The following is a 6,308-nucleotide window of genomic DNA, read 5'->3' on the forward strand; positions in this document are numbered from 1 at the left end:
GGCCAAGGCGGAAGCGCTGAAGTGCGCCAAGGGTTTTCGCTACTACGCCGAAAACGCCGAGAAGCTGCTGGCCGACGAACCGGCCGACGCCAAGGCGGTGGGCGCGAAGAAGGCCTACACGCGCTATCAACCGCTCGGGGTGGTGCTGGCGGTGATGCCGTGGAACTTCCCGCTTTGGCAGGCCGTCCGGTTCGCCGCACCGGCGCTGATGGCCGGCAACGTCGGGATCCTCAAGCACGCGTCGAACGTGCCGCAGTCCGCGCTGTACCTCGCCGACGTCATCGCGCGCGGCGGCTTCCCCGAGGGGTGTTTCCAAACCCTGCTCGTCTCCTCCAGCGCGGTCGAGCGCATCCTGCGCGATCCGCGGGTGGCGGCGGCGACCCTGACCGGTAGCGAACCGGCCGGCCAGTCCGTGGCGGCCATCGCCGGCGACGAGATCAAGCCGACCGTGCTCGAGCTCGGCGGCAGCGACCCGTTCATCGTGATGCCGTCGGCGAACCTCGACGAGGCCGCCAAGACCGCGGTCACCGCCCGGGTGCAGAACAACGGCCAATCGTGCATCGCCGCAAAGCGGTTCATCGTGCACACCGACATCTACGACGCGTTCGTCGACAAGTTCACCGAGCAGATGGAGGCGCTGACCGTCGGCGACCCGACCGACCCGGACACCGACGTGGGCCCACTGGCGACCGAGTCGGGCCGCGACGAGATCGCCAAGCAGGTCGACGACGCCGCCGCGGCGGGCGCCAAAATCCGCCTCGGCGGCAAGCCCATCGACCGGCCGGGGTGGTACTACCCGCCGACCGTCGTCACCGACATCACCAAGGACATGGCCCTCTACACCGAGGAGGTGTTCGGCCCCGTCGCGTCGATGTACCGGGCCGCCGACATCGACGAAGCCATCGAGATCGCCAACGCCACCACCTTCGGCCTGGGATCCAACGCCTGGACCAACGACGAGGCCGAGCAGCAGCGCTTCATCGACGACATCGAGGCCGGCCAGGTCTTCATCAACGGGATGACGGTGTCCTACCCGGAGCTGGGATTCGGCGGCGTCAAGCGGTCGGGCTACGGCCGCGAGCTCGCGGGCCTGGGCATCCGCGCGTTCGTCAACGCCAAGACCGTGTGGGTCGGGGAACCCGAGAGCGGCTCCTCGTCGGGCGACGACAAGATCGAGTGAGCTCGGGCCGCCGCCGTCACACCCCAGCCAGCAGCTTCTCGTCCTCCTCGGCGAAGGTGTCCTCGAGCTGGACCGGCGAGTAGTCGAGGTCGATCTCGCTGAGCGGGCGCCCGCGCGCGCTGGAGATGGTGCCGAAGCGCCGCATCCCCTTATCGGAGGCGTAAGCCATGAACTCGTCCACCGACAGGCCGAAGGGCATCGGGTCGTAGAGGGCGAAGCCCTCCTCGATCAGGCGCAGGCCCAGCGGCACCAGCTCGTTCATCCGGGTCTCGAAGACGCCCCAGTTGGCGTCGTCGGCGGCCACGTGGCGCCGGCAGGTGAAGGTGCCCCAGGCCATGTGGCGTCGCTCGTCGTCGCCGATGCGACGCACCAGCTCCTGCATGCCGGGCAGGATGCCGCGCTCCACGCAGATCTTGTGCCAGCCGAAGTAGCCGGTCAGCGCCAGCATGCCTTCGACCATGTGGTTGTAGGTCACCGACGCGCGGACCTGGGCGGCCGGCGACGGATCGACCGTCAGCGCGTTCAGACAGTCCGGCAGTTCCTCATAGAAGATCGTGCGGTAGGTGGGCACGTCGTCGAGGTAGTAGTGCAGGTCCTCGGTGATGCCGACGGCGTCGAGCCACATGCGGAACACCTGGACGTGCTTGGCCTCCTCGAAGGCGAACTGCGTCAGATACATCTCGTCGCCGAGCCGGCCTTCGGCCCGCATCGCGGCCATGAACGGCTGGATGTCCTGGGTCACCGACTCCTCGCCGGCGATGAACTCGGCGCACAGCCGGGTCGCATAGCTGCGTTCGTCGTCGGTGAGCCGCTCCCAGTCCTCGCGATCGCGGGAGAAGTCGATGTCGGCCGGATTCCAGAATTTCGCGTTGCCACCCGCAAACAGCTTGAGCGGCAAGCTGTCCCAGTTGAGGCCGCCCTGTGCCATCGAGGCGATTCGGGTGCGATTCATGTGACCTCCTCAGATCGTTTGGGGGCTGGGCTGGTTGGCGCGGATTTCGGCGCGGTCGAGAACGCGGCGGCCAGCACCGCGACGAGCCTGCGCACGGCCAGCGCCGGCTGCTCCGGGGTGGGCTCGTCGAGCCCGAGAATCGGATCCAGGCCGCGCATGTAGGGAGCCAGCGCCAGGTGCGGAAAGATCAACAGCAGCAACGACAGCAGCGCGTCGGTGTCGGAATCCGCGCGTAGGTCGCCGCGCAGCTGCGCGTCGCGCACCAGCGGGCGCATCACTTCCAGGTAGTGCCGGTGGATGACGTTCTGCACGCTGACCCGGGCTTCGGTGTCGACTTCCAGGGTCGCCGCGGCGTGCAGCGCCCGTTCGTGCGGGTGGTCGGCGAAGTAGGCCACCCACGCGTCGAGCCAGTCGGTCAGGAAGTCGAAGAACGGCCGGCTCGGGTCGAGTTCGCGGATGCGGTCCTCCATGTAGGCCCGCACCCGCTGGCTTCCGATGTCGGCGATGAACGCATACAGGTCGCGCTTGTCCGCGAAGTACTGGAACAGGCTGCCCTTGGCGACCCCGGCGCGGCGCGCGATGACGTTCAGGCTGCCCCGGGAGAACCCGTGCGCCCCGAACTCCGCCTCCGCGGCTTCGATGATCGCGGCACGACGGGCGGGATCGACGCGCGCCCAGGTGACCGTTGGCAATGCAACCTCCTCACCTCAATGACCACTGGTCATATTACGGTGATCTGCGTCACAGTCAAGGGGTTCCGGCGGCCCAACGTGCAACCAACTTCACGCTCGCAGCCCAACGTGAAACTAACTTCCCCCCGAGCGCCCCGTTGGACGGGCGCCCGCACCCCTGAGCCCGGCTGGCCGGGCGCTCGACGAGCGACGCCGGCCCTACGGCCGCATCTGATACGCGCCGTTGATGGGCGCGATGTGCTCTTTCCAGAGCTGGTCGTAGCGCGACGGGTCGTGGGCGGGGCGACGGATCATCCGCATCGCGAAGCGGGCCTGCGCGTCCGTCGTCGCCGGCTTGTCGCCCAGCTCGACGGAGTACGCGTTGAAGTCGCGGACCAGCACGGCGAAGATCTCGTCGATCAGTCCCTCGTCGACGCCCGACAGCCCGGCCTCCTCCAGGATGAGCTGGGCGTAGGGCACGGTGGCGAACAACTGCCCGACGGCGAAGGCGAAGTCGATGTCTTTCTGCTGCGCGGCATCCGGCGTCGCGCCGGCCAGCATGTCGGCCAACACGTCGATCTGCGAGCGCAGCAGCGCGACGTTGGGCAGGTGCCCGAAGCGGTCGAACGGCGCGCGCCAATCGTGGAAGCGCACCTTGCCCAGCCCGCCGGTGGGGCCCTGGTTGAACAGGAAGGTGTCGTCGGCGGCGTCATCGCGACGCCCGATCAACGGCAAGTCGGCGTTCGGCGCAAACAGGAAATTGGGCATGAACTTGCCGAGCAGCCCGATGTTGATGTGGACGGTGCCTTCCAGCCTTGGGAGCAAACCGATTTCGCGGGTCATCGCCTCGAAGATGGTGTCCTTCTCCACGCCCTTGGCGGCGATGACGTCCCACAGCGCGGCGATGACGCGTTCGCCCTCGCTGGTGATCTTCGCCTTGGTGAGCGGGCTGTACAGCAGGTAGCGGCGGTCGGAGGCCGACGCGCTGCGCATGTAGTCGCAGGCGCGGGTGGCGACCATCCGCATCGCGACCAACCGCGCGTAGGCGTCGGTGAGCAGCCGCCGCACATGGGTGAAGTCGGTGACCACCGTCCCGTACAGGATGCGGTTGGAGGCGTGGGTGACCGCCTCGTACATCGCGTGGGTACACATCCCGACCGCGCCCCAGCCGAGGTTGTACTTGCAGACGTTGACGGTGTTGAGCGCCGCGTGGAACGCCTCGGGCCCGCGGTGCAGGATGTCGGCCTCGGTCACCGGGTAGTCGCGCAGCGCGTAGTTGGCGACGAAGTTCTGCGAGTTCACCACGTTCTTGATCAACCGGTAGCGCTCGTGCTGAGAGTCGGCGGCGAAGAACACGTACTCGTCGGTGTCGTCGAACTTGCCGAAGGTGGACACCATCCGGGCCACGTTGGCGTTGCCGATGTAGTACTTTTCGCCGTTGGCGACCCAACCCGCCTCGGAAGGCGTCAGGTTCATGTCGGTCTGGTAGACGTCCGCGCCGTGCGTCTGCTCCGACAAGCCGAACGCGAAGACCTCGCCGGCCTCGAGCAGCGCGGCGGCCTTGCGCTTGGCGTCGGAGTTGGCGCTCATCCAGATCGGCCCCAGGCCCAGGGCGGTGACCTGGAAGGGATACCAGTAGTTGAGCCCGTAGAAGCCGACGATCTCGGCGAACGCACTGATCCGGTAGGTGTCCCAGCGGCAATCATCGGCCCCATAGGCCGACGGTGTCAGCAGCGACGCGAAGATGCGCTCCCGGCCGACGTGCTCCAAAAAGTCCGAGTACCAGACCCGTTCGTGGTCGTCGGACTTCAGCCTGGCCTTGCCGCGGGATTCGAAGAAGTCCACCGTGGCGGCCATGATCTCCCCCGAGCGGCGGTCTGGGTACTGGCGTTGCAAGTGGTTGGGATTGAGCAACATGACGTGACTCCCAGCGGGTTCTCGACGAAGACGAGGGTGACGGTACTGCAATGGCGCGGCCCCCGGGGGTGCCTGGAATAAAACGACCCTGTTGGTCGGGTGTTAGTCGACCTAGCATCAGTGGCGTGTCAGAACTCAATACCGCTCGCGGGTCCATCGATACCGCTGCGCTAGGCGTCACCCTCATGCATGAGCACGTGTTCATCATGACCACCGAGATCGCGGAGAACTACCCCGAAGCGTGGGGCGACGAAGAACAGCGGGTGGCCGACGCCATCAAACGGCTCAACGAGCTCAAGGCCCGCGGGGTGGACACCATCGTCGATCTCACCGTGATCGGCCTGGGCCGTTACATCCCGCGCATCGCCCGGGTCGCGGCGGCCACCGAGCTGAATATCGTTGTGGCGACTGGGCTTTACACCTACAACGACGTGCCGATGTACTTTCACTACCTCGGCCCGGGCGCACTGGCGGGCGGGCCGGAGATCATGACCGACATGTTCGTCCGCGACATCGAGCAGGGCATCGCCGACACCGGCATCAAGGCCGGGATCCTCAAATGCGCCACCGACGAACCCGGCGTCACACCGGGCGTCGAGCGGGTGCTGCGCGCGGTCGCCCAGGCGCACAAGCGCACCGGCGTGCCGATCTCGACGCACACCCACGCGGGGCTGCGGCGCGGGCTCGAGCAGCAACGCATCTTCGAAGAGGAGGGCGTCGACCTGAGCCGGGTGGTGATCGGTCACTCCGGCGACAGCACCGACATCGGTTACCTCGAGGAGCTGATCGCCGCCGGCTCCTACCTCGGGATGGACCGCTTCGGCATCGACGCGTTCCTGCCCTTCGAGGATCGGGTGAACACGGTGGTGCGGATGTGCGAGCGCGGACACGCCGACAAGATGGTGCTCTCGCACGACGCCAACTGTTACTTCGATGCGATCCCGGAGGAGCTGGGGTCGCAGATGCTGCCGAACTGGCACTACCTGCACATCCACAACGACGTCATCCCGGCGCTCAAGGAGCGCGGCGTCACCGACGAGCAGCTGCAAACCATGCTGGTGGACAATCCGCGCCGCATCTTCGAGCGGCAGGGCGCTTATGAGTGAGCCGATCCCGCCGATCGGTTCCCAGATTTCGGCGCTGGCCGCACTGGCCCCCGACGAACCGGCGGTCACCTGCGACGGCACCACCCTGACCCGGGCCGAGCTCGACCGTTCGACGAATCGGTTGGCCCGCGCCTACGCGGAACTCGGGGTGGGCGTCGGCGACTACGTGACGATGGTGCTGCCGAATTCGGTCGAGTGGATCCAGGCCGCGGTGGCGTGCTGGAAGCTGGGCGCGGTGCCCCAGCCGTTGTCCGCCCGGTTGCCCGACGCGGAGCTGCAGGGACTGCTGGACTTGCGCCCACCCGCCCTGCTGGTCGGCCGCGAGCACCCTGGAATGGCAAGCGTGCCAGCCGGTTTCGAACCCGATCCGGCGTTGTCGGATGAGGCGCTGCCCGAGGCGGTGTCACCGGTGTGGAAGGCGATGGGATCCGGGGGCAGCACCGGGCGGCCCAAGCTGATCGAATCCGGCGGCGACAGCCGGA

At 67.4% G+C, this 6,308-nt stretch carries 6 protein-coding genes; 3 read left to right on the forward strand and 3 right to left on the reverse strand.

Features of this window, described 5'->3' with window-relative positions; all coding sequences use genetic code 11:
• Positions 1-1,180, forward strand: a 1,180-nt coding sequence (locus A9W96_RS21680) for an NADP-dependent succinic semialdehyde dehydrogenase (RefSeq protein ID WP_067142951.1), incomplete at its 5' end; no start/stop codon positions are given.
• 16 nt (positions 1,181-1,196) lie between these two features.
• Here the strand turns inward: A9W96_RS21680 and A9W96_RS21685 are convergent.
• The 3 genes from A9W96_RS21685 to A9W96_RS21695 form a co-directional block, all read right to left on the reverse strand.
• Positions 1,197-2,132, reverse strand: a complete 936-nt coding sequence (locus A9W96_RS21685) for a R2-like ligand-binding oxidase (RefSeq protein WP_067142954.1) — start codon at positions 2,130-2,132, stop codon at positions 1,197-1,199.
• Positions 2,129-2,824 (reverse strand): TetR/AcrR family transcriptional regulator, encoded by a 696-nt coding sequence (locus tag A9W96_RS21690; protein ID WP_067142957.1) that lies wholly within the window; start codon positions 2,822-2,824, stop codon positions 2,129-2,131. Before A9W96_RS21690 ends, A9W96_RS21685 begins: the two co-directional genes overlap by 4 nt.
• A 198-nt stretch (positions 2,825-3,022) precedes the next feature.
• Positions 3,023-4,720 carry an acyl-CoA dehydrogenase family protein gene (locus A9W96_RS21695; RefSeq protein WP_067142960.1) on the reverse strand — a complete coding sequence of 566 codons (1,698 nt, stop codon included), beginning with the start codon at positions 4,718-4,720 and terminating at the stop codon, positions 3,023-3,025.
• Between the two features lie 125 nt (positions 4,721-4,845).
• Here A9W96_RS21695 and A9W96_RS21700 point away from each other — a divergent pair, with 125 nt between their 5' ends.
• Together A9W96_RS21700 and A9W96_RS21705 are read left to right on the forward strand one after the other, a co-directional pair.
• Positions 4,846-5,826, forward strand: a complete 981-nt coding sequence (locus A9W96_RS21700; protein WP_066876081.1) for a phosphotriesterase — start codon at positions 4,846-4,848, stop codon at positions 5,824-5,826.
• The coding region (locus A9W96_RS21705) for an AMP-binding protein (protein ID WP_156765355.1) at positions 5,819-6,308 on the forward strand (490 nt) is incomplete at its 3' end. The genes A9W96_RS21700 and A9W96_RS21705, both read left to right, overlap by 8 nt.

This window comes from Mycobacterium sp. 1245852.3, assembly GCF_001669335.1.
GTDB lineage: Bacteria > Actinomycetota > Actinomycetes > Mycobacteriales > Mycobacteriaceae > Mycobacterium > Mycobacterium europaeum_A.